Source organism: Blautia sp. HCP3S3_H10_2 (genome assembly GCF_052122375.1).
Taxonomy (GTDB): domain Bacteria; phylum Bacillota; class Clostridia; order Lachnospirales; family Lachnospiraceae; genus Blautia_A.
The window spans coordinates 278,259-300,163 of record NZ_JBQKCL010000001.1 but is presented as its reverse complement, the minus strand read 5'-3'; the positions used below and the strand labels follow the sequence as shown (position 1 = coordinate 300,163).

The 21,905-nt window shown below is 44.3% G+C and carries 18 protein-coding genes; 4 read left to right on the top strand and 14 right to left on the bottom strand.

Annotation, left to right across the window (positions count from 1 at the left end):
* Positions 1-89: 89 nt before the first annotated feature.
* Genes ACTQWB_RS01355 through ACTQWB_RS01345 form a run of 3 tightly spaced genes read left to right on the top strand, consistent with a single transcriptional unit; the run spans position 90 to position 4,679 of the window.
* Complete coding sequence (locus ACTQWB_RS01355; RefSeq protein WP_441500000.1) at positions 90-2,471, top strand: endonuclease MutS2; 2,382 nt, start codon at positions 90-92, stop codon at positions 2,469-2,471.
* A 46-nt stretch (positions 2,472-2,517) separates the two neighbouring features.
* Positions 2,518-3,219 (top strand): response regulator, encoded by a 702-nt coding sequence (locus ACTQWB_RS01350; RefSeq protein ID WP_441499999.1) that lies wholly within the window; start codon positions 2,518-2,520, stop codon positions 3,217-3,219.
* On the top strand, positions 3,216-4,679 hold the full coding sequence (locus ACTQWB_RS01345) for an ATP-binding protein (RefSeq protein ID WP_441499998.1): 1,464 nt from the start codon (positions 3,216-3,218) through the stop codon (positions 4,677-4,679). Before ACTQWB_RS01350 ends, ACTQWB_RS01345 begins: the two co-directional genes overlap by 4 nt.
* Before the next feature lie 374 nt (positions 4,680-5,053).
* On the opposite strand, the gene ACTQWB_RS01340 is transcribed toward ACTQWB_RS01345, so the two are convergent.
* The 8 genes from ACTQWB_RS01340 to ACTQWB_RS01305 form a co-directional block, all read right to left on the bottom strand.
* The gene (locus ACTQWB_RS01340; protein WP_441499997.1) at positions 5,054-5,554 is read right to left on the bottom strand and encodes a tRNA (cytidine(34)-2'-O)-methyltransferase; all 501 of its coding nucleotides are present in this window, start codon (positions 5,552-5,554) and stop codon (positions 5,054-5,056) included.
* A 6-nt stretch (positions 5,555-5,560) separates the two neighbouring features.
* Positions 5,561-6,223 (bottom strand): AIR synthase-related protein, encoded by a 663-nt coding sequence (locus ACTQWB_RS01335; protein WP_441499996.1) that lies wholly within the window; start codon positions 6,221-6,223, stop codon positions 5,561-5,563.
* A 132-nt stretch (positions 6,224-6,355) separates the two neighbouring features.
* Positions 6,356-8,023: a B12-binding domain-containing radical SAM protein gene (locus ACTQWB_RS01330; RefSeq protein ID WP_441499995.1), complete on the bottom strand. Its 1,668-nt coding sequence runs from the start codon at positions 8,021-8,023 to the stop codon at positions 6,356-6,358.
* A gap of 5 nt (positions 8,024-8,028) precedes the next feature.
* Positions 8,029-8,331 carry a thioredoxin gene (gene trxA / locus ACTQWB_RS01325; protein ID WP_441499994.1) on the bottom strand — a complete coding sequence of 101 codons (303 nt, stop codon included), beginning with the start codon at positions 8,329-8,331 and terminating at the stop codon, positions 8,029-8,031.
* 90 nt (positions 8,332-8,421) lie between these two features.
* The gene (locus ACTQWB_RS01320; protein WP_441499993.1) at positions 8,422-9,339 is read right to left on the bottom strand and encodes an NAD(P)/FAD-dependent oxidoreductase; all 918 of its coding nucleotides are present in this window, start codon (positions 9,337-9,339) and stop codon (positions 8,422-8,424) included.
* A gap of 109 nt (positions 9,340-9,448) precedes the next feature.
* Positions 9,449-10,057 carry an HAD family hydrolase gene (locus ACTQWB_RS01315; RefSeq protein WP_441499992.1) on the bottom strand — a complete coding sequence of 203 codons (609 nt, stop codon included), beginning with the start codon at positions 10,055-10,057 and terminating at the stop codon, positions 9,449-9,451.
* A 37-nt stretch (positions 10,058-10,094) separates the two neighbouring features.
* Entirely contained in the window at positions 10,095-11,111 is a 1,017-nt protein-coding gene (gene galE, locus ACTQWB_RS01310) for a UDP-glucose 4-epimerase GalE (RefSeq protein WP_441499991.1), read from the bottom strand.
* 233 nt (positions 11,112-11,344) lie between these two features.
* The gene (locus tag ACTQWB_RS01305) at positions 11,345-12,268 is read right to left on the bottom strand and encodes a sugar phosphate nucleotidyltransferase (RefSeq protein WP_441499990.1); all 924 of its coding nucleotides are present in this window, start codon (positions 12,266-12,268) and stop codon (positions 11,345-11,347) included.
* Between the two features lie 206 nt (positions 12,269-12,474).
* Between ACTQWB_RS01305 and nagB the strand changes: the two genes are divergently transcribed.
* A complete protein-coding gene (gene nagB / locus ACTQWB_RS01300; protein WP_441500105.1) occupies positions 12,475-13,200 on the top strand; it encodes a glucosamine-6-phosphate deaminase in 726 nt (241 codons plus the stop codon).
* A gap of 32 nt (positions 13,201-13,232) precedes the next feature.
* Here the strand turns inward: nagB and ACTQWB_RS01295 are convergent, their stop codons facing one another.
* The 6 genes from ACTQWB_RS01295 to ACTQWB_RS01270 all read right to left on the bottom strand — a co-directional run bounded on the left by ACTQWB_RS01295 (position 13,233) and on the right by ACTQWB_RS01270 (position 21,793).
* Positions 13,233-14,567: an ATP-binding protein gene (locus ACTQWB_RS01295; protein ID WP_441499989.1), complete on the bottom strand. Its 1,335-nt coding sequence runs from the start codon at positions 14,565-14,567 to the stop codon at positions 13,233-13,235.
* Positions 14,564-15,250 carry a response regulator transcription factor gene (locus ACTQWB_RS01290; protein WP_441499988.1) on the bottom strand — a complete coding sequence of 229 codons (687 nt, stop codon included), beginning with the start codon at positions 15,248-15,250 and terminating at the stop codon, positions 14,564-14,566. The genes ACTQWB_RS01295 and ACTQWB_RS01290 overlap by 4 nt, the downstream gene beginning before the upstream one ends.
* 196 nt (positions 15,251-15,446) lie before the next feature.
* A complete protein-coding gene (locus tag ACTQWB_RS01285; protein ID WP_441499987.1) occupies positions 15,447-17,216 on the bottom strand; it encodes a Na/Pi cotransporter family protein in 1,770 nt (589 codons plus the stop codon).
* A gap of 416 nt (positions 17,217-17,632) precedes the next feature.
* Complete coding sequence (gene greA, locus ACTQWB_RS01280) at positions 17,633-18,133, bottom strand: transcription elongation factor GreA (RefSeq protein ID WP_441499986.1); 501 nt, start codon at positions 18,131-18,133, stop codon at positions 17,633-17,635.
* 171 nt (positions 18,134-18,304) lie between these two features.
* A complete protein-coding gene (locus ACTQWB_RS01275; protein WP_441499985.1) occupies positions 18,305-18,808 on the bottom strand; it encodes a CarD family transcriptional regulator in 504 nt (167 codons plus the stop codon).
* A 195-nt stretch (positions 18,809-19,003) separates the two neighbouring features.
* The gene (locus tag ACTQWB_RS01270) at positions 19,004-21,793 is read right to left on the bottom strand and encodes an NYN domain-containing protein (RefSeq protein ID WP_441499984.1); all 2,790 of its coding nucleotides are present in this window, start codon (positions 21,791-21,793) and stop codon (positions 19,004-19,006) included.
* Positions 21,794-21,905 lie beyond the last annotated feature (112 nt).

The following is a 21,905-nucleotide window of genomic DNA, read 5'->3' as shown; positions in this document are numbered from 1 at the left end:
TATCCATAAATCCAACATGCAAGCATGCTGGATTTATGGCTGCCGCACAGGACTTTCATAATAAATTACGAAATAGTTCAGGAGACACTATGAATCAGAAAGCTTTAAAATCACTTGAATATTATAAAATTATCGACCAGCTGACAGAAAAAGCCTCTTCCCAGATGGGAAAAGACCTGTGCAGGCACCTTCTGCCATCGGAAGATATTTATGAGATCCGCCATATGCAGACCCAGACAAAGGATGCCCTCACCCGGCTTTTCCAGAAGGGGAATATCTCTTTTGGAAGTGTAAAGGATGTGCGCGGCTCCCTGAAGCGTCTGGAGATTGGGAGCTCCCTGGGAATTTCCGAGCTTCTTGCCATTGCCGGACTTCTGGAAAATACCAACCGGGTAAAAGCATACTCCCGGAATGAGCGTGGGGATGCACGGGAAGATTCCCTGGATGGCATGTTTGAGAGTCTGGAGCCGCTGACTCTTCTCTCTTCCGAGATCCGCCGCTGTATTCTTTCCCAGGATGAGATCAGCGACGATGCCAGTGCCGGGCTTATGCATGTGCGCCGCAGTATGAAGGTTGCCAATGACCGCATTCACACACAGCTGGCTTCCCTGGTAAATGGAAGCGCCCGCAATTATCTGCAGGATTCCGTTATCACCATGCGTAACGGACGCTACTGTATCCCAGTCAAAGCAGAATACAAAGGACAGGTTCCTGGTATGATCCATGACCAGTCCTCCACAGGTTCCACCTTATTTATCGAACCTCTCGCCATCGTGAAGCTGAATAACGATATCCGCGAGCTTGAGCTGCAGGAACAGAAAGAGATCGAGGCAGTTCTCGCCACCTTAAGCGAGCAGACCGCCCAGAATGTCGATGCCATCCGTGCAGACCTTGACATTATGATCCAGCTGGATTTCATTTTTGCAAGAGCTTCTCTTGCCCTGGATATGAACGCTACAGAACCAATTTTTAATACAGAGAAGCGCATTCACCTGAAACAGGCACGGCATCCACTGATTTCCAGAAAAAAGGCTGTTCCAATCGATATCCGTCTGGGAGAAGATTTCGATCTTCTGGTTGTCACAGGACCTAACACAGGTGGTAAAACCGTTTCCCTGAAAACAGTAGGACTTCTCACCCTGATGGGACAGGCAGGACTTCATATTCCTGCACTGGACCGCTCTGAGCTTTCCGTTTTTCATGAGGTTTATGCCGATATCGGTGACGAACAGAGTATTGAGCAGTCCTTAAGTACCTTTTCCTCCCATATGACCAATGTGGTATCTTTCCTTAAGAAAGCAGACCAGGACTCCCTGGTACTTTTCGATGAGCTGGGAGCAGGTACGGACCCCACCGAAGGTGCTGCACTTGCCATCTCCATTTTATCCTTCCTGCATGAACAGGGAATTCGTACCATGGCAACTACCCACTACAGTGAGCTGAAGGTTTACGCCCTCTCTACCGATGGTGTGGAAAATGCCTGCTGTGAATTCAATGTGGAGACCCTGCGTCCTACTTACCGCCTGCTGATCGGTGTTCCGGGAAAAAGTAACGCATTTGCCATCTCCTCCAAGCTTGGCCTTCCTGATTTTATCATCGAACGTGCCAAAGAGCAGATCAGCCAGAAGGACGAATCCTTTGAGGACGTACTTGCCTCTTTGGAAAACAGCCGTGTAATCATCGAAAATGAACGGCAGGAGGTCGAGCGCTACAAAGCCGAAATCGCCTCTCTGAAACAGGAGCTGGAATCCAAGCAGGAGAAACTGGATGAGCGCAAAGAGCGGATTCTCCGCGAAGCCAATGAAGAGGCCCGCAAAATCCTTGCGGATACAAAGGAATATGCAGACCGGACCATGAAAATGTTCCACAAATTCCAGAAGGACCATGTGGATACTGCTGCCATAGAAAAAGAACGCCAGAATCTCAGAAACCGTATGAACAAGGCAGAAAAAGGTATGTCTATGAACACACCTGTAAAGAAACCAAAGAAAGAGCTGACAGCCAAAGATCTTTCTCTTGGCGATGCCGTCCAGGTGCTGAGCATGAATCTGAAGGGAACTGTCAGCAGCCATCCGGATTCCAAGGGCTTCCTTTTTGTCCAGATGGGAATTATCCGCTCCAAGGTCCATATTTCCGATCTTGAGCTGATCGACGAGCCAGTGATCAAGTCACCGGGACTTTCCCGCACCGGGGCAGGCAAGATCCGCATGTCCAAATCTTCCAGCGTTTCCACTGAGATCAATCTTCTTGGAAAAACTGTGGATGAGGCAGTTGCAGAGCTGGATAAATACCTGGACGACGCTTATCTGGCTCACTTAAGAAGCGTGCGTATCGTCCATGGAAAAGGAACAGGCGCACTCCGCAAAGGTGTGCATAACTATCTCCGCCGCCAGAAGCATGTGGCAGATTTCCACCTTGCTGAATTTGGCGAGGGTGATGCCGGCGTTACCATTGTAGAATTTAAGAAATAATTGTCCAGAGCAAATTAAATGATATCTTTGTTATGAAGGAGAAACTATGGTCGCTAAACAGAAAATCCTGATTGTAGATGATGACAATAATATTGCAGAGCTGATTTCTCTGTATCTTACAAAAGAGTGTTTTGAAACCCGGATCGTGAACGACGGTGAACTGGCACTGAAGGAGTTCCAGACCTTCCGTCCGAACCTGATTCTTCTGGATCTGATGCTTCCAGGCATAGACGGTTATCAGGTATGCCGGGAGATCCGCCATACTTCCGATGTGCCCATCATCATGCTCTCTGCCAAGGGAGAAACCTTCGACAAGGTTCTTGGCCTGGAGCTTGGGGCAGATGATTATATTATCAAGCCTTTTGACTCCAAAGAACTTGTTGCCCGTGTACGCGCAGTACTCCGCCGTTTTAAGCCGAAACAGACTGCCGTTGTAAACGATGAGAAATGTGCCACATACCCGGATCTTACCGTAAATCTTACCAATTATTCGGTTACTTATATGGGAAAACAGGTAGACATGCCGCCTAAGGAACTGGAACTGCTTTATTTCCTTGCCTCTTCCCCAAACCAGGTATTTACCAGGGAGCAGCTTCTGGATCATATCTGGGGATATGAGTACATTGGTGATACCAGAACCGTAGACGTCCACATCAAACGTCTCCGTGAAAAGATCAAGGATCATCCAAGCTGGTCCATTTCTACCGTCTGGGGAATCGGTTACAAATTTGAGGTAAAAAGCGAATGAGAAAAACAGTTCACAGTAAACTGATCGGCTGTTATATTCTCATCGGAATCCTCAGCTTTCTCTTTGCTACAGCCGGCGGCTCCCACTCTGTGGAAAATTATCTGGAAGACGAAGTAGGAAGCAGATTATATGAAAGCGCAGAAAAATTTGCTTCTGAAGAAACCACCATACAGCAGATAACAGACAGGGACATAAAAGGACTGCAAAAGATCACGGATCTTCTTGCTTCAGGTGAAGGGATAGACATCCTGGTTCTGGATAAAAATTCCAATATCCTGGTTCAATCCTCTGACATTACCGATTCTTTCTCAGCCCAACCGGTTACAGATGGTGCTGCTAAGGCCTATACGGAATATCAGATTTCAGGATTTGACCCAGAGCTTTGGAAAAACCGCCAGTATATCATCAGCAGCTTTTATGGTTATTTTTCCGGTCTTCACTTAAACATAGCTGTTCCAGTGGAATCTTCCAGTGCAGCCATTGGTTATGTCACTTTTCATTATGATATGCAGCAGCTTTATCAGAAACGAAGCGGACTTCTTGGAATCCTTCAGATGGTTTTCCTTGTGGTATACCTGCTGTGTGGGCTGCTTATCATATGCTATCAGTTATGGATTCATCTTCCCCTGCAGCAGATCATCAAAGGGGCATCTGAATATGCCAACGGAGATCTGACTTACCGTATTCCGGTAAAATCCGAGGATGAAATGGGTTATCTTGCCAACACTTTGAATTATATGGCAGATAAGATCAACCAGAACGGGGAATACCAGCGCACCTTTATTGCCAACGTGTCCCATGATTTCCGCTCTCCCCTTACCTCCATCAAGGGTTATGTGGAGGCAATCCTGGATGGCACCATTCCACCGGAAATGCAGGATAAATACCTGAATATTATTTCCCATGAAGCAGACCGTCTGGAGAAGCTGACACGCAGTCTTCTGGTTCTCAATGATCTGGATGAAAAGAAACGGATGATGAACATCCGCCGTTTTGATATTAATGATGTGATCAAAAATACTGCGAATACTTTCGAAGGTACCTGCTCTAAGAAAAATATCGATCTGGAGCTTCTTCTTTTTGGAAAAGAGCTTTACGTGGAAGCAGATATGGAACAGATTCAGCAGGTACTATACAATTTATTGGACAATGCAATCAAATTCAGTAACGATAATTCTTCCATCAATATTGAAACATCCGTAAAGAATGGAAAAGTGTTCGTTTCTGTAAAAGATCACGGAATCGGAATCCCCAAAGAAAGCCTTTCCAAGGTATGGGACCGTTTTTACAAAACAGATCCTTCCCGCGGAAAAGACCGGAAAGGTACCGGGCTTGGGCTTTCCATTGTGAAAGAGATCATCAACGCCCACGATCAGAATATTAATGTGATCAGCACGGAAGGTGTTGGGACAGAATTTATTTTTACTTTAAAAAAAGCAGGGAAACTAGAACGTATTTGAAAAAGACTTTCTGCTTTTTTACCTGGCTTGTACATAATTCGTAACTAAACGGACATGTCTGCTGTCGCAGACATCACCATAAATGAAAGTTGATTGCTCCGCGCCCTTGGCGCTCCCGCAATCACCGACTGTATTCGTAATCCGGGCTATCGCCCTACTTACTCATACAGTCTAGCCTGTGCGATATCCATGAATCCAACATGCAAGCATGCTGGATTCATGGCTGCCGCACAGGACTTTCATAGCAAATAAGACCTGCCGCATAGCAGAAATCTTCTAAGAAGAAAGTTTCTATTATGCGCAGGTCTTTTAATGTTACAGATATTCTTAATTACGATCTTTATGCTTGCCAGTCTTTGATGATTATCAATATTTTATTTCCAGTCATATTTACGCAGATGCCCTTCCAGCTTCAGGTGTGCAAAATCATGCTGACGGAAAGCTTCATAAAGGATAATCGCCACAGAATTACTCAGGTTCAAGGATCTGGTCTCCCCGAACATAGGAATCCGGACACAGGTTTCCTGGTTATCCCTTAATATTTCCTCTGGAATACCGGCACTCTCTTTTCCAAACATGATGAAGCAATCATCCTCGTATTTTACATCTGCGTATGTCTGCGGCGCCTTTGTTGTCGCATAATAGATCTTGGCCCCTGGATTCCGCTCAAGGAAGTCCTCATAATCCAGATAGGTAGTCACATCCAGATCTTTCCAGTAATCCATTCCGGCACGCTTCAAGGCTTTCTCACTTAAAGAAAAGCCAAGAGGCTCGATCAGATGAAGCCTGGTGCCTGTGGCAACACAGGTACGTCCGATATTTCCTGTATTTGCCGGAATCTCCGGCTCATGAAGTACAATGTTTAATGTTCCCATTTACTTTTATGTTCTCCTGTTTTGTATTCTTCCAGCCTGCATAGGCAAAACCTTATAAAGCTCATCCTTTCCTGGACGCTCCAGGTATCTGCCATTTCCATTGTAATAAAGCATTCTGTCATTTCCTGGGTTCGTCTGACCGATCACTGCTGCCATGATTCCTTCTCTTCGCAATTCCTGCACCAGTGCCTCACCAGCCGGAATACCGATGAGAACCGCGCCGCCCGCATCCAGCTTATAGGGATTAAGATCAAAGATCTCACAGATTTCAATGGTCTCCTGCCGTATGGGAACCTTGGTAAACTCCATTTCCAGGCCAACCTGGGAGGCTTCTGCCATTTTCCAAAGGGCACTTAAAAATCCCCCATCTCCCATGGCATACATTGCAGTGGCACCGGCTGCCCTTGCAGCTTTCCAGACAGTACCTTCTTCAAATGGCTGCCCCTTCACCTGGTCCAGCGCAGAAATTCCATAAAGTACTTCCAGATTCCTGGCTTCCCGCAGAAAGCTCTCTGAGAAATGTTCTCTTAAAATATCATACTTTTCTTTTGCGATCCGTGCTGTTCCCTTAAGGGCAACAGCACCTGCCACAACCAGTTCATTTCCAGGCGCAAGAAGCCCGCAGATTTCTGCCTGCAGGGCTTCCATTGCCTCTTTTCCAAGTCTCATCTTTATGTTCCTTACAGAAGCAGCGAAATAACAGTAGGTACCACCATTGCCAGAACAAGAATCACAGCAATGATCGCAGTCACAAGTTTTCTTTTCTTTGGATCAAACATTCCCATAATATAAAACCTCTCTTTATATCCGGATTTCCTTCACTGCCGCATTGTGAAGCAGTGGGTCCCGGTTCTCATAATCAAACAACAGTATTCTTCCATCGCGGAACACCTCAATATGAGCTGTCTTCGGTATTTTTTCCTGACGTCTGTACTCCCAGATTGCCTTCTCATATGGCTTCTGGTCATATTCAAAAGATGGATGGCTTTTCAGGTTCTCACGCAGATACAAATCGTAGATTATACTGTCTGCCACCTTTTCCCACGTTACTCTGCCCGTGTTGGCATTTCTCAGTTCTTCCTTCACGAACTCCAGAAGGATCTCATAACGACGCATTCTGGAATGAGAAATCTCGGAATACCCTTTTTTCTCATAAAACTGTCCCAGTTTCTCATATAACGTGAAAGCATCCCCAAACATCGGCTCCACACATAACAGGGTGTTCTGGAACTGTCCACTATTATAATACACTTCCACCATACTTTCCACCATTTTCAGCCGCAAAATATCCTCATAAAGCAGCCATCTGGTTCCTAATACTTCATATGGCTCCAGTTCTTTATGTACGATTCCATACGCTTTCGTCATTTCTTGCATATGGGAGCCTTTCAGAACCTTCAGAAAGCCAAGCTGAAGCTGCTGGGGACGCAGTGCGTATACCTCATTAAAAGATCGGTGGAAGCTGTCATAATCTTCATATGGAAGACCTGCGATCAGATCCAGATGCTGGTGGATATTCTGGAAACTATGGATCCGGTCTACGATCTCTGCCAGTTTCCCGAAATTCATCGTTCTATGGATGGCACGAATGGTGTCCGGATTTGTAGACTGTACGCCGATTTCCAGCTGAATCAATCCTGGGCGCATGGTGCTCATAAGCTCCAGTTCATTCTCTCTCAGAAGGTCTGCTGAGATCTCAAAGTGAAAATTGGTAATTCCGTTATCATGTTCCTTGATATACTGCCAGATTGTCATTGCATGATCATGCCTGCAGTTAAAGGTTCTGTCCACAAATTTCACCTGGGGTACCTTATGATCCAGGAAAAACTGCAATTCTTTTTTGACCAGTTCAAGAGCCCGGAAACGAAGCTTCTTATCCACCGAGGACAGACAGTAGCTGCAGGAAAAAGGACAGCCACGGCTGCTTTCGTAATATATGATACGGTTTTCAAAATCTTTCAGGTCTTCGTAAACAAATGGAACCTTACTCAGATCCATGGTCTGGCGCCATCCGTTATTTATGACAGTACCGTCCGGTTTATGGTACACAAGACCTGTGGTCTCTTCCAGGGAAACCGTTCCATCTACATAATGCTTCACAAGCTCCAGGAATGTCTCTTCCCCTTCCCCAACCATAACGCCAGCAAATGCCGGGTTCTTTTTCAGGAATTCCTCTGCATCATAGGATACTTCCGGGCCTCCGGCCCAGAATGGAACCTCTGGCAGGATCTTTCTCAGATCCTGCATCAGCTCCCTTACAAAGGTAATATTCCAGATATAACAGGATACACATACCACATCTGGATGACTGCGGTAAATATCCTTCAGAATATCATCCTTTTGCTGGTTAATAGTATATTCCCTAAGGATAATATGACTGTCATATTCTCTTGCATATGCTTTCAGGTTAAAGACAGCCAGATTGGAGTGTATATATTTTGCATTGCAAGCTGCAAGTAATATCTTCATCTGTCTTACTCATCCAGAAGCTTCTTTAAATCTTCTTTGTCTGTCAGGCCAACCAGACGATGTGCCTCTGCCCCGTCCTTAAAAATGATCAGAGTAGGAATGCTCATAACGCGGAACTGCTGCGCAATCTCCATATTCTGATCCACATCCAGCTTTCCTACTGCATAGCCTTCCTCTGCCAGTTCTTCCACGATTGGTCCCTGACGCATGCACGGACCGCACCAGGTTGCCCAGAAATCAAGGAGAAACGGCTTCTGGGATTTTAATACTTCTTCTTCAAAATTCTGTGTTGTAATTACTTTTGCCATAAATTTATCATCCTTTCTATTTTGATAACTGATATTCAGTTCAATGATTTTAAATCCTCCGATTTACTACATAAATCACTGCCTTCTGGATTATCTCTGCTTTTTTCTTACATACTGGCTGGCACTGATTCCGGCCTGGGCTCCATCGTAAACAGCCTTTGAAACCTGCAGAAGTCCTCCTGTACAGTCACCGGCTGCAAAAAGCCCTGGAATGGTACTCTCCATTTTTTCGTTTACTTTGATATTCCCTTTTTCGGTAAGAGAAGCACCCATCTGTCTTGCCATTTCCGCACTTCCAGCCGTTCCCAGTGCTACGAAAATTCCATCTGCCCTGGCAAATGCCTCTTGTGACAAATCCTCTGAGCTGGCAGCCAGATCTGGTTCTTTTTCCGGCTCGTATGCCAAACGCAGCCCTGTTACCTTCTCATCACCTTCTACGGACTGGATTCGCATCGTATTGACTGTAAAAGAAGCTTCTTTGGAAAACTCCGGCTCCTTTCCATCTGTATAGATGGTCACAGAACCTGCCATAGGTGCCAGTTCTTCCGCTTCATGGAGGGCAAAATCACTATTTCCAAGTACTGCCACATCCTTGCCTCTGTAAAAGAATGCATCACAAACAGCGCAGTAGCTTACTCCTCTTCCTTCGAATTCCTTGATCCCCGGGATTGCAGGAGTTTTCCTCTTACTTCCTGTTGCCAGGATCACACTGATGGTGTCAAAGTTACCTACCGTGGTTTTCACCTGAAAGGTGTCAAAGCCTCCGACTCCAAGGACCTGGGCTTCCAGGATCCGAACTCCAAGAGCCTTCGCCTGGGCAATTCCCCGCTCAAATAATTCTTTCCCGGAAACCGGATGTTCCATACCATAATAATTCTCTATTTTCTCTGCTTTTTCCAAAGCTCCGATGCCGTTATTGATCACCAGTGGATCCATGTTTGCGCGCGCTGCATACAAAGCCGCTGAAATCCCCGCTGGTCCGGCACCGATAATGATTACTTTTTCCATACATTCACCTGCCTTTCTTCAGGATACTGCCATTCTAACATTCTTATATGTGAAAAGCAAGGCATGTATAATTGATTGGAAAAAGCCGCCCCCGGAGGGACGACTCATTCTATTCTGCAAGCATTTTATCTAAAGTTTCATTCAACATCTGTCTTGATGTAACCTGTATCGCATGGATTCCCACTTTCCGGGCACCTTCCACATTATCAGCACGGTCATCAAAAAACAGACACTGGTCTGCCACCAGATCATATCTGGCAAGCAGGATCTCATAAATCTCGCGATCCGGTTTCAATGCATGCACCTGATAAGAAACTATGCCTCCATCTAACAGATCAAGAAATGCAGCTCCATTGGTATGCATATGGAATAATTCCTCAGAATAATTAGACAGGATATATATTCTGTATCCTTTTTCTTTTAGCATTGCGATCTTTTCCCAGATTTCCGGACGTTTCACCGCCATCTGCTCTCCATTGCCAAGGAACCAGCTCATAACTTCTACATCCTCTGGATACTTCTTCTCATATCGGGAGATGGCTTCTGCAAGACTAATTCTTCCACCATCCATTCCCTGCACCCAGATTTCATTGTCAAACATTTCCCCGCCAATCCGCCGGGCCTCCGCTTCTGACAGTCCGTAATCCTTTGTCAGCATCTCAAACCAGCGGTATTCCAGTAATACATCTCCCACATCAAAAATCAGATTCTGAATCATATGTATTATTCCTTTATATTATTCTTCCTATCCAATATTAATCTTCATATCCATTTGGATTATTGCTCTGCCATCTCCAGGAATCCTCGCACATCTCACGGATACCATTTTCTGCAGTCCAGCCCAGCTCCTTAGCTGCTTTGGAAGCATCACAGTAGCAGGTTGCAATATCTCCTGCACGACGCGGTTTGATCGCATATGGAATCTTCACTCCAGTTGCAGCTTCAAAATTCTTCACAATGTCAAGAACGCTGTAACCTTTACCAGTACCAAGGTTATAAATCGCAAGTCCTGGATTCTCTTCAATCTTCTTCAGAGCTTTTACATGACCCTTTGCAAGATCAACTACATGGATATAATCTCTCACACCAGTTCCGTCCGGGGTGTCATAGTCATTACCGAATACACCAAGCTCTTTCAGCTTACCAACAGCAACCTGTGTGATATATGGCATAAGGTTATTCGGGATACCATTTGGATTCTCACCGATCGTTCCGCTCTTATGGGCACCAATCGGGTTAAAGTAACGAAGAAGCATTACATTCCACTCTGGATCTGCTTTCTGGATATCTGTAAGAACCTGCTCCAGCATGGATTTGGTCCATCCATATGGATTGGTGCACTGTCCCTTCGGGCATTCCTCTGTGATCGGAATCTGTGCCGGATCTCCGTATACAGTTGCAGAAGAAGAGAAAATAATATTCTTTACATTATGCTTTCTCATAACATCTACAAGAGTCAGGGTTCCTGCAATATTATTCTCATAATATTCCCACGGCTTCACTACAGATTCGCCTACTGCTTTCAGTCCGGCGAAATGGATACAGGAATCAATATCTTCTTTATCAAAAATCTCATTAAGTGCTTCTCTGTCAAGGATATCTGCTTTATAGAATTTCACCGGTTTCCCTGTGATCTTGGAAACTCTGTCAAGTGCCTTCTCACTGGAATTGGACAGATTATCCAGAACTACCACGTCGTAACCGGAATTCTGAAGTTCTACAACTGTGTGGCTTCCAATATATCCTGCACCACCTGTTACTAAAATTGCCATAATATTTTCCTCCTCTTTTTACACCTGCTCCAGACCGTGTCCTCAAAATCATTCCTGCAATCTACCCGTCCCACTTTGTGGGAGATTTTGCAGAAAACATTTTCAAACATAATCCAGTACTATACCTAGCATAACACTATTTATATTTTTCTACAATAGATTTCAACTTTCACTATTGAATCATTATTAATGTTACCTGTGAACTTATTGGTCACATTTCATAATTTTTCTTATTAATCCCACAGCTTCTGTGGATAAAGACCATCATCTTTCATCTTCTGGACAGCAGCAGCAACAACCGGCTTATCCTCTTTATAGGTAACACCGTACCATTTATCCATAGATTTCAGCACTTTGACGGTTGCCTTCTTCTCACAGAGAAGTTCGTCCACAACGAAGGGAAGAAAATATTCACATTTCAAAGGATTTTTTTCAATGTTTTCTTTCAAAAATACAGGGAATCTGTCTTTTAGCTCCTTCAGGATGCTTGCAGAAAATCCCCACATGTTCATTGATACTGTAGCATCCACCGGAAGCGCGTTCCAGGTAGCACCGTCATCCTCTGTATAGGCTGCGCCGCCGTTTCTCTTCTCAATATGGGTCCGCTCGTTAATGTCCTTCAGATATCCTTCTTCATCTGTCACACAAACGCCTCTGGATACATGCCCATTATCCGTCAGAGTATTCTCCAGCTTGTATCCTACCATCATATACTGGTAGATACCATCTTTCTCCTGGTTCTGGGTAAGGAAATCATATGCCATCTTAAATGCGTGGCGGCCATAATAATCGTCTGCATTGATCACTGCGAAAGATCCGTCAAGCACGTCTATGCAGCTCATGATCGCATGGCCAGTTCCCCATGGTTTTACACGGCCTTCGGGAACTTTAAAGCCTTCTGGCAGATTATAAAGATCCTGGAACACAAATACAACTTCCGCATGTCTGCTCACTTTATCACCGATAGCTGCACGGAAATCAGCTTCGTTTTCTTTCTTTATAATAAATATGATTTTCTCAAATCCCGCCTGAACAGCGTCATAGATGGAAAAATCGATAATAATATCTCCATCTTTGTCAACAGGATCGATCTGTTTCAGACCGCCGTATCTGCTTCCCATTCCGGCTGCCATTACTACTAATGCTGGCTTTTTCATATCACTTTTACCTCCTGGTTTCTGTATATTAAATTTTTTAACAGATATTACCAAACTGCATATGATTTATCGTAACAGACTATTCCATTCTTGTCAATTTTAAACATATGAATCCAAAAAACAGCAGAAATATTTATAGCGTTTCCCTTCAATTTACGATATACTGATAGTGTCTTGAAAATAAAAGGCAAAAGGAGATCTGAATGATGAAAATTATAAAAGTAAAAAATTACGATGAGCTGAGCCGTACTGCCGCAACGATCATCGCCGGCGTTATTTTATCGAAACCAGACTGCATCCTCGGACTTGCTACCGGTTCTTCCCCAGTTGGTACCTATGATCAGCTGGTTCAAATGTATGAAGAAGGAATTCTTGATTTTTCCCATGTAAAATCCGTAAACCTGGATGAGTATGTGGGACTGGATGGCAATAATGATCAGAGTTATCGCTACTTCATGAATAAAAATCTGTTCAGCAGAGTAAACATTTCCATTGAGAATACCTTTGTTCCAGATGGCACCAATTCTGACGCAACAGCCTGCTGTGAAGCATACAATACCCTGCTTCAGAATATCGGTACTGTAGATCTTCAGCTTCTCGGAATCGGACCAAATGGTCACATCGGATTCAACGAACCTGATGATCACTTTGAAGCTGGTACACATTGTGTAGACCTTACGGAAGCTACCATCCAGGCCAATAAAAGATTTTTTGCAAGCGAGGCTGACGTCCCGCGTAAAGCATACTCCATGGGAATTGGCAACATTATGAGTGCGAAGACAATCCTTCTTGTTGCCAATGGCAAAAATAAAGCAAAAGCTCTCGCTGCTGCCATCAAAGGACCTGTTACGCCTAAGTGTCCGGCTTCCATCCTTCAGTTCCATCCCAATGCAATCATTGTGGCTGATGAGGATGCCCTGAGTGAAGTTTAAAATGTTTATTTAAAGCGTACAAAAGGAGCCGCTTAAAAAAGCAGCTCCATTTTTGTACCTTTTCCAAGGTCACTGTCTACATTGATCTGTGCATGATGCAGTGTTGCGCCATGCTTTACGATAGACAGACCCAGACCGGTTCCTCCGGTCTGCCGGGAATGACTTTTATCTACCCGGTAAAATCTTTCAAATATTCTCTTCTGTTCCTCTTTCGGAATTCCGATTCCGTCATCCTCCACACGGTAGAAAGGCCTTCCACCTTTTTTTCCCACATAGATATGAATGTGTCCCCCCTGATTGGTATACCGCACCGCATTGTCCGCTATATTGTACAGCATCTCGTAGAGAACGTGACGTACGCCCTGGATGGTAACCGGCACACCATGATATTCTATGGAAATATCCTTCTTTTTGGCATGATCCCTAAGATTGTTTACCACATCCTCTGCCAGTTCATCCAGATCCACATTTTCCATGGAAACCACCTGATCCTGCTGTTCATCCAGACGGGACAGCTGGATGATATCTGCCACCAGATTTCCCAATCGGTTCGCTTCTTTATAAATACGTCCGGAAAAATCTGCTATATTCTCCGGGCGCACCATTCCATTCATCATCAACTCTGCATAACCAGAAATGGACATCAACGGAGTTTTCAGCTCATGGGACACATTTGCGGAAAATTCCCTTCGTACAGCCTCTGTTTTCTTCAATTCCTCCAGCTGGCTTGCAATCTGCTTATTCTGCTGATCAACCCGCATAAGCAGAGGCCGAAGTTCTTCATAGCATACGTTATCCAGAGGGTGCTCCAGATCCAGATTGTTCACCGGCTCTATCAGATTCTGTGTCTGCTTTTGTACCAGCACGATTTCCACCAGAATGATCAGTATCATCAAAAGCCCCAGCCAGACAAAGCTGCTTAGCAGGGTATGGAACACACTGTCCGTAGTTTTTGCCAGACGAAGAATTTTCCCATCTGACAGCTTTACTGCATAATAAAATGTCTGCTTGGCCAGTGTCTCTGAATAGCGGACAACTTCTCCCTGTCCGTCTTCCATGGCTTTTACAAATTCCGGACGGTCGCTATGGTTAGGAAGCTTTGCCGCATCTGCTTCATTGTCATAAAGAACATTTCCCACTTCATCTGTAAGAGTAATACGGGTTCCGGTTGCTTTCCCTACATTTTCATTCAAATAGCCCTCTCCCGCTTCTTCCATTCCCACTTTTACATATTCAGCTTCATCACGGACACTTTTTTTCATGGCGCTGTCAAACTTGTCATACATTACGAAGCTGGCAGCTATAAAGGTGAGGATAACGGTGAGAATGATCATGATACTGGTATGACTTAGGATTTTCTTTTTCATCCCTGACTGCCTCCCTTGTCTGCCATTCTATAACCTACACCACGGACAGTTTCTACCAGTCTGCCAGTATCCCCCAGCTTCTGACGGAGGGTTCGCACATGCACATCCACAGTTCTGGTCTCGCCGTCAAAATCATAGCCCCATATATGGCACAGAATCTGGTCCCTGGTCATAACGATTCCCCTGTTTTCCATCAGGTAAAGAAGAAGCTCAAACTCCTTCCGGGTAAGTTCCACCTGCTGGTCACCACAGTAGACCTGATGACGTCCCGGAAAAATGCTCAGTTCCTCACAGCGAAGCTCCCTGTCATCTCCATGACGGCTGCTGCGGCGAAGGACTGCTTTCACTCTGGCAATAAATTCCATCATTCCAAAGGGTTTGGTAATATAGTCATCTGCCCCTGATTCCAGGGCACGTACCTTGTCAAATTCAGCTTCCTTAGCTGTTACCATAATAATCGGAATGTCTCTGGTTCCACTAGATTTCTTCAGCTTATCCAGAATGGAATAGCCATCCTCACCTGGAAGCATAATATCCAGAAGGATCAGCTCCGGTTCCTCTTCCGCAAGAGCTTTCCATAATTCCTGGGAGTCTACCAGTCCTCTTGCATGAAATCCGGTCGTCTCCAATGTATATACTAACAGATCACGAATATTGTTATCATCTTCAACACAAAAAATCATTTTCCAGTTCTCTCCTCCCATGAGTATTCCCGTGCCAGTATCTGGCATCCGCTTTCCTATATTATTTTTCAGTATACGTTTTTTTTTAATCTTGTACAAGTACATGCAGGTAAAGTCATGGTAAAAATCAGGTTACCAGCTGCCATTTACAGGATCTTCCCCAATAAACAGCAGCTGGCAACGTTTGTCCTTCCGGTTACGGAAGCATATAGTTCACACGGGCAACCTCAATTTCATGGTGAAAATGTTCTCCCGGAGCGTTTTTCACAGTATCAAGATGGCTGTGGGTATCGTAAAGATCTTCCCGCACCTGGGTAACACAGACACCAATGTTGGAACAGTGGTCTGCAATTCTCTCCAGGCTGGTTGTAATATCCGAAAGGACAAATCCCATTTCAATGGTACATTCTCCTGCACGAAGACGATTTACATGGCGCCTTTTCAGTTCATGGCTAAGCTCATCGATCACTTCTTCCAATGGCTCAATTTCTTCTGCCTGCCTTAAATCCTGATTTGCAAAAACATTGTAGGCTTTATCAACAATATCTGCCACAGCTTTTTCCATAACATGAAGTTCCTGCACCGCTTTATCGGAAAAGCTGGTATTTTTCTCTGCAATTTCCTTTGCAGATTTCATAATGCTAAGAGCATGGTCGGAAATACGCTCGAAATCTCCAATACAATGAAGCATAATAGACAGACTGTGGCTGTCTTCCAGAGAAAGATCTTTCTGATTTAATTTAATCAGATAAGTTCCAAGTTCATCCTCGTAACGGTCAACCTTGGCTTCGATTTTCTCTACACGGAAAGCTGTTTCTTCATCGAATTTATCAAGAAGTCCGAAAGAAAGGTTCAAAGCATTTCTTGACTGTTCAGCCATTTTTTTCGCGGCAGTTTTGCTCTGTTCAATAGCAATACCAGGGTTGCTAAGGAAACGGGATTCCAGAATCATAAATTCCTGATCTTCTGCAGAAATCGCTTTTTCCTCTTTTGTATCACGGACAGTTGCACATGCCATTTTTACAAGTAAATCTCCAAATGGGAGAAGTACTACAGTTGCAATGATGTTAAATGCACTGTGGATCACTGCGATTCCGGCAGGTCCTGCCACTTCATTAATAAATGAGAAATGTAAAAATCCGTTAAGCACATAAAATACAATCATAAATGCAACAGTTCCTACAATATTAAAGTACAGATGAACGATTGCAGCACGTTTTGCATTTTTCGTTGCACCGATGGAAGAAAGCATGGCTGTGATACAGGTTCCGATGTTCTGTCCCATAATAATCGGAAGCGCGGTACCATAACGAACAGCTCCTGTTACGCAAAGCGCCTGAAGAATACCAACAGATGCTGAAGAAGACTGGATAATTGCAGTCAGCAGTGCACCTGCCAGCACACCCAAAACAGGATTGGAGAATTTCAACAGAATGTTCGTAAATTCCGGAACCTGAGCGAGAGGCTTCACAGCGCCACTCATGGTGTTCATTCCGAACATCAATACTGCAAATCCGACCAGAATATTTCCGATATCTTTCTTCTTTTCATCATGAAGGAAGACAATAAAAATCACACCTATAAGTGCCAGAATTGGGGAAAATGAACTTGGATTTAAAAGTCTTACAAAGAAATTGGAACTCTCAATTCCAGCCAGACTGAGAATCCATGCAGTAATAGTAGTACCGATGTTTGCTCCCATAATAAATCCAACAGCCTGGGATAAGTGCATAATACCTGAGTTTACAAAACCAACTACCATAACAGTGGTTGCTGATGATGACTGGATGATGGCAGTAACTGCTGCGCCAACCAGAACCGCTTTCACACGGTTGGATGAAAGATTTTCCAGAATCTTTTCCAGTTTACCGCCAGATAATTTTTCCAGACCGTCACCCATGACCTGCATTCCATACAGGAACATTGCCAATCCTCCGACCATTGTCAGAATACTAAAAAAATCCATTTCGTTTCCTCTCCTTTTTTATCCTCTTTTTTGTTTATTTCATTGGGTTCTTTTGTCTTTTGGTTATGAATTCAATATAAGTGAGCTATGTAAAGTTTCAGGTGAGGGTAATGTTAAATCTATGTAAAATACTTTACAAATGGGAATTTTTCTTTATGAGAGAAATGTAAAATCGGACGGTTAGAAATGTAAAATTTTTGTTTGATAATTGATTTTGCTGGGTTTCTTCGGAATTATTATGTAAAAAAATCCCCACAAACCATGTTAAAATAATTGTTAAATCTCTTAACATGATTCATGGGGAATCTATATGCCAATAGTTACTGTTCACTCCGTGCACAGTAACCCCTTTGCGATGCACAAAAAATCATGCATTCACATGATTTCGCGCCGCAAATCTCGGGCTTTCTGCAAAATTAAAATCCTCTGATTTCTTCCTCCTCGGAATGTGTCTTGTCAATGGAACGGATTTCAAGAAAATAGCTGTAATTGTCATTGACCTTAACTTCCACCCGGTCGCCAACCTTGTGGCCTTTTAATGCCATACCAATTGGGGAATCAATACTGATCCGGTTTTCCATGGAATTTCCACGAATGGATGTAACCAGCTTATATTTCTCGATTTCATCATCTTCCTCAAAATACACTTCTACAATATCATCCATTCCTACCTCGTCATTTCCTGATTTATCAGAAACAATGGTAGCCGTCTTCAGCATATTCTCCAGGTAACGGATACGGCTCTCATTCTGGTTCTTATGACGCTTGGCAGCGTAATATTCAAAATTCTCGCTTAAATCTCCCTGGGCACGGGCTTCTTTTACCGCTTCAATAGCTTCTTTACGGATAACCAGCTTGCGGTGTTCAATTTCCTGCTCGATTTTCTCCACATCTTTCTGTGTGAGCTTCTCTCTCATTTCTGCACATCTCCTTTATCACTGCCGCCCTAATGCGTGCCCCAGATGTCATTCCTGTAATCTGCACGCTGGTCAACAGTTCTTTGCCGTTTTACTGTGAACAGCATTCTCTTTGTCCATTACCTTATCAGATGATGTACTTTTTGTCAAATTGCAGCTGGCTGTCCTTTTTTATTCACTTTCTATTTTCTTTTGGATATAGTCTACCATTTCATTTTTGGGGATTCCAAGAAGATGGGAAAATTCAGAATAAAGACTGTCTTCTGCCAGTTTCAGATAGCGCTCATCTGTGGCTGTTGCTTTTTTTCCACAAGAGATACGTTCTTTTTTCCGCAGGTATATGGTCTTGATCATCCGAACCAGTTCACGGCTGTCACAGCTTTTCATACATTCCCGGTACGCATTCTCCCTTAATTTTTCATTGGAGATCTGAAGCGTTTCCAGCTTCGGCATATCCCCCAGAAGATCTTCCACTTCTTCTTTCGTCATCATTCTGCGAAGCACTACCTTGGTATGATCTACCGGTGTAAAAATCGTGCCTCCATTGCCATTTTCCGGGCGAAGCACATAGTACAGACGGTCTTTAGGGACACCATCCATCTCCATTGTCGTTACATCTACCACCTGGCAGATTCCTGCACTTCCATAAATCACATATTCTCCTGTTGCAAACAATCTGATTCACATCCTTTCTACCATACATAATAACCAAATAGAAAACTCCTTGCCTATCTCAATCAGTCACGGTCAAGGAGTTTCATATTAGTTAAATAATATCATATTTTTCAGATTATTTCAAAAAGAAAGTTTGATTATCAATTATTTTTGTCAGAAATAGCCAAATGTATCTTCATCATTTTTTGTGAAAAATTACAATTTCTTTTTGCCAAGACGGACATCTTCCATCAGCTTTGCGGTCTTCTCATCTGCATGGTCAAACAGATAGGTATGGCTGGACAGACGGCGCTGGTGCCATTCCTGGCGGAGCTGCTTTCCGGTCTCTTCGATTTCTTCTTTCAGTCCCCTTGCAGAAATACGGTTTGCCCCCTGTCCCATAATGATGATCTGCTCCAGACCATCTGAAGTTGCAACGGTCACCTGATGCTGCCGGCCGATTTTGTGAACTGTTTTCTCAATATACTGATCTGCCGTTTCCGCTTCTTTGGTATAAACCACATGAATATTATGATAAGCAAACACCTCTTCCTGATGCCCTTCAACCTTATATGCGTCAAATACCAGAATCAGCGTGCATTTCTTATATCCCTGATAGTTACTGAGAATATCCATCAGCTTCGTCTGTGCTGCACGGACATCTGCATCCGCAAGTTCTTTCAGTTCCGGCCATGCAAAAATGATGTTATATCCGTCCACAAGAAGATATTCTTCCTGATCCTTTTTTCTGGATGAACCGCTGCCAGAATAAGACGGTGCACTCACCACTTTCTTATAGGAAGACATCCGGTCTCTTTTTACCGGGCCGAAGGTACGTTCAAAAATCGCCTGAAGCTCCTTGTCATCCTCGTAGCTGTCACGGTAGGCAGATTCCGGAGGCTGGTAACTACTTCTTCCTTTACCAGCTGCCATCCGGTCTGTTCCATCACCCTTCTGTCTCTGCACATCATTTCCCGCTGAATTTCCTTCCTCTTCACTTAGGTCATCATCAAATTCTGTCATAATTCCTGTTTCCAGATGCATATACTCTTCCACCTGGTACCAGGGCACTACAAAGCCAGCCCCATGGGCACAGAACACAGAACCGGTAGGATTCTCCAGATCGCGCTCAGAATCATACCCCATCGCTTCTACGATCTCATCCTGGTTTCTGCAAGGCTCATAACCTTTCAGACTGCAAAACAGCCTGCCCATTCCTCTTGTATAGGAAATCACTTCTTTCTGGTAATCCCGCATAGCCGAAACAGGGGCTTTCCCTTTCAGGATCGCAGTGGTATCTTCTGTTTCCATAGGCAAAAGGCTTCCCTGCATTTTCTGAATGTCGGTCATGGCACGACCTACCGTGTCCACAGGGACCTCAAGCCGGAATTCATAATACGGCTCCAGAAGAATACTTTTTGCCTTTTTCAGCCCCTGACGCACTGCGCGGTAAGTAGCCTGGCGGAAATCTCCGCCTTCTGTATGCTTCAGATGTGCCCGTCCAGTTAATAAGGTGATCTGCATATCCGTAACCGGAGCACCGGTCAGCACTCCCTTGTGCTCTTTTTCCTCCAGATGGGTAAGGATCAGACGCTGCCAGTTCCGGTCCAGCACATCTTCGCTGCAGGCTGTAAAAAACTGCAGTCCACTTCTAGGCTCTCCCGGTTCCAGAAGAAGATGCACCTCTGCATAATGACGCAAGGGCTCAAAATGTCCCACACCTTCCACTGGTGATGCAATTGTTTCCTTATATACAATGTTTCCCGCACCAAAATCCACCGCCACATGAAAACGTTCCCAGATCAGTCGCTTCAGGATCTCGATCTGTACATCTCCCATAAGCATGGCATGGATCTCCCCAAGCTGCTCATCCCAGACAATGTGAAGCTGCGGATCTTCCTCCTCCAGCTCTTTCAGCTTTTTCAGCATCTGGTGTACATCGCATCCCTCAGGCAATATGATCTGGTAATTCAACACCGGCTCCAGCACCGGCATATTGGAGTTCTCGGTCACGCCAAGTCCCTGTCCTGGAAAAGTATGGCTAAGACCGGTCACTGCACAGACAGTCCCTGCCGGTGCCTCCTTTGCCAGCTCAAACTTTGCTCCAGAGTAAATCCTGATCTGGTCTGCTTTTTCCTCCCAGATTTCATCTCCTGCTGCCACATTTCCTTTGCTGGTCGTAAGAAGATCTTTTACCTTCAAGGTTCCCCCTGTAATTTTCATATAGGTAAGGCGGCTTCCCTGATCATCTCTGGCAATCTTGTAAACCTTTGCACCGAAAGTTTCCGGATACATGGGACGTCTGGTATAAGTATCCAGCCCCCTTATCAGATTTTCTACGCCCTCCATTTTCAAGGCAGAACCAAAATAGCATGGAAAAATCTCTCGTCCGGCAATCAACTCCGTAATTTCTTCCGCTGACACTTCCCCTGTTTCCAGATATTTTTCCAAAAGTGCCTCATCGCACATGGCAATGCTTTCCAGAAATTCTTCTGTCTTTCCTACTTCTGAAAAATCCGTACAATTCTCGTTCAGCCGCTTTTTCAGTTCTTTCAGAAGTGCATCGTGATCAGTTCCATCCTGATCCATTTTATTCACAAAAATAAATGTGGGAATCTCATAACGCTCCAACAGCTTCCACAACGTCACAGTATGTCCCTGTACACCATCCGCTCCGTTAATCAGCAAAACTGCATAATCCAGTACCTGCAAGGTACGTTCCATCTCAGCAGAAAAATCCACATGCCCAGGCGTATCCAGAATGTTCACTCTGGTCTCTGGAAATTCCAGCACTGCCTGCTTGGAAAAAATGGTGATTCCCCGCTCCCTTTCCAAAGGAGAAGTATCCAGATATGCATCCTTGTGATCCACCCTTCCCAGCTTGCGGATTTTCCCGCTTAAATATAAAAGAGCTTCTGACAATGTAGTTTTTCCTGCATCTACATGAGCCAGCAGCCCCATACAGATATTTTTCTTTCCCTTTTTCTCCTCTGACTGTTCACTCATAAAATGCCTCCTCATTTGAAACACACTCCAAAGCCTGTTTAAAACATGCGCAGGAATATTTTTTTTAGTATAACACAAGAATCCAAATCAGTCGAGTATCTGCTTTTTCCCC

What these genes read in the sequence shown, in the direction of transcription:
- ACTQWB_RS01355 (WP_441500000.1), top strand. Translation starts at nt 90, where the DNA reads ATGAATCAGAAAGCTTTAAAATCACTTGAATATTATAAAATTATCGAC.
- ACTQWB_RS01350 (WP_441499999.1), top strand. Translation starts at nt 2,518, where the DNA reads ATGGTCGCTAAACAGAAAATCCTGATTGTAGATGATGACAATAATATT.
- ACTQWB_RS01345 (WP_441499998.1), top strand. Translation starts at nt 3,216, where the DNA reads ATGAGAAAAACAGTTCACAGTAAACTGATCGGCTGTTATATTCTCATC.
- ACTQWB_RS01340 (WP_441499997.1), bottom strand. Translation starts at nt 5,554, where the DNA reads ATGGGAACATTAAACATTGTACTTCATGAGCCGGAGATTCCGGCAAAT.
- ACTQWB_RS01335 (WP_441499996.1), bottom strand. Translation starts at nt 6,223, where the DNA reads ATGAGACTTGGAAAAGAGGCAATGGAAGCCCTGCAGGCAGAAATCTGC.
- ACTQWB_RS01330 (WP_441499995.1), bottom strand. Translation starts at nt 8,023, where the DNA reads ATGAAGATATTACTTGCAGCTTGCAATGCAAAATATATACACTCCAAT.
- trxA (WP_441499994.1), bottom strand. Translation starts at nt 8,331, where the DNA reads ATGGCAAAAGTAATTACAACACAGAATTTTGAAGAAGAAGTATTAAAA.
- ACTQWB_RS01320 (WP_441499993.1), bottom strand. Translation starts at nt 9,339, where the DNA reads ATGGAAAAAGTAATCATTATCGGTGCCGGACCAGCGGGGATTTCAGCG.
- ACTQWB_RS01315 (WP_441499992.1), bottom strand. Translation starts at nt 10,057, where the DNA reads ATGATTCAGAATCTGATTTTTGATGTGGGAGATGTATTACTGGAATAC.
- galE (WP_441499991.1), bottom strand. Translation starts at nt 11,111, where the DNA reads ATGGCAATTTTAGTAACAGGTGGTGCAGGATATATTGGAAGCCACACA.
- ACTQWB_RS01305 (WP_441499990.1), bottom strand. Translation starts at nt 12,268, where the DNA reads ATGAAAAAGCCAGCATTAGTAGTAATGGCAGCCGGAATGGGAAGCAGA.
- nagB (WP_441500105.1), top strand. Translation starts at nt 12,475, where the DNA reads ATGAAAATTATAAAAGTAAAAAATTACGATGAGCTGAGCCGTACTGCC.
- ACTQWB_RS01295 (WP_441499989.1), bottom strand. Translation starts at nt 14,567, where the DNA reads ATGAAAAAGAAAATCCTAAGTCATACCAGTATCATGATCATTCTCACC.
- ACTQWB_RS01290 (WP_441499988.1), bottom strand. Translation starts at nt 15,250, where the DNA reads ATGATTTTTTGTGTTGAAGATGATAACAATATTCGTGATCTGTTAGTA.
- ACTQWB_RS01285 (WP_441499987.1), bottom strand. Translation starts at nt 17,216, where the DNA reads ATGGATTTTTTTAGTATTCTGACAATGGTCGGAGGATTGGCAATGTTC.
- greA (WP_441499986.1), bottom strand. Translation starts at nt 18,133, where the DNA reads ATGAGAGAGAAGCTCACACAGAAAGATGTGGAGAAAATCGAGCAGGAA.
- ACTQWB_RS01270 (WP_441499984.1), bottom strand. Translation starts at nt 21,793, where the DNA reads ATGAGTGAACAGTCAGAGGAGAAAAAGGGAAAGAAAAATATCTGTATG.